General features: G+C 30.7%; 1 protein-coding gene and 2 pseudogenes. All 3 read left to right on the top strand.

Annotated elements, in window-relative coordinates; genetic code table 11:
- A partial coding sequence (locus tag KTJ72_RS06990) for a helix-turn-helix domain-containing protein (protein WP_217304476.1) occupies nt 1-553 on the top strand: 553 nt, incomplete at its 5' end.
- A pseudogene (locus tag KTJ72_RS07230) lies at nt 517-777 on the top strand (IS3-like element ISEnfa3 family transposase); the annotation flags it as partial. The gene KTJ72_RS06990 and the pseudogene KTJ72_RS07230, both read left to right, overlap by 37 nt.
- 27 nt (nt 778-804) lie before the next feature.
- Nucleotides 805-1,130 (top strand): annotated as a pseudogene (locus KTJ72_RS07130) (IS3 family transposase); the annotation flags it as partial.

Below are 1,130 nucleotides of genomic sequence, written 5' to 3'. Positions count from 1 at the left end.
TGCACTGCACCCCAAAGTTTGTACAAAACTTTGGGGTGTTTTTGTGTCTAAATATAAAGTAGAAGATAAATTAAATGTAATTAACACATACCTAAACGGTATGGGATCTCAAATGGTAGCTAGAAAATTTGGGATTAAAAGTAGAAATACTGTTTTATGTTGGGTTAAGAGTTACAAAAAATATGGTCTAGATGGTCTGAAAAAAAGTAATAAAGTGATTGAATACTCTACTAAAGAGAAACAATATATATTAAACTGGATGAAAACGACTAAATCATCTTATCCAGAGACAGCTTATCATTTTAATATTCCATCTCCATCAACTATCTGGACTTGGGAAAAGCGATTAGAGAAAAAAGGTATCGATGGTTTATTGTCCCGAAGGGAAAGAAAAGCCATGACAAAAAAGAAAACTAACAAAGCCAACTCAAACAACACTAATACCGATAAAGACAAATTAAAGAAGCTCGAAGAAGAAAATTTAATGTTGAGAATAGAGAATGATTTCTTAAAAAAATTGAGGGCCTTAGACGACGAAGAAGACCAGAAGTAATTATTAAAATAATCGACGAACTAAGGCTGAAATACCATACTACTAAAACATTAATACTAAAGGCATTAAGGATATCTAGAAGTACCTATTATTACATTAGATCAATCCAAAATAAGCCTGATAAGTACGCTGAAATCACTAAAATTATCAAGGATATTAAAGATAAAAATAAATCCTACGGATATAGAAGAGTATGTTTAGAATTAACTAATCGTGGATACCGTGTTAACCACAAACTAGTATTAAGGATAATGAAAAAGAATAATTTACTATCCTCATCATATTCAAGAAAAACACGTAAGTATAATTCCTATCGTGGTCAAGTTGGAAAACTTAAATCAAATCAATTAAATCGAAGATTTAATACTGATAGACCATATCAAAAGCTCTGTACCGATATCAGTGAATTCAGATATGGAAATTGTGATATTAATCATCGTGTTTACCTTTCACCTATTATGGATTTATTTTCTGGTGAAATAATATCCTATAACATTAGCAGCCATCCAAATATGAACTGTGTTATGAAGCCGCTGAAAGAAGTTATTCAATTAGTTAAGGGTTTACCATACAGAAC

Source organism: Apilactobacillus waqarii, from assembly GCF_019061205.1.
In the GTDB taxonomy this organism is placed as follows: Bacteria; Bacillota; Bacilli; order Lactobacillales; family Lactobacillaceae; genus Apilactobacillus; species Apilactobacillus waqarii.
This window is presented reverse-complemented; position numbering and strand designations above follow the sequence as displayed.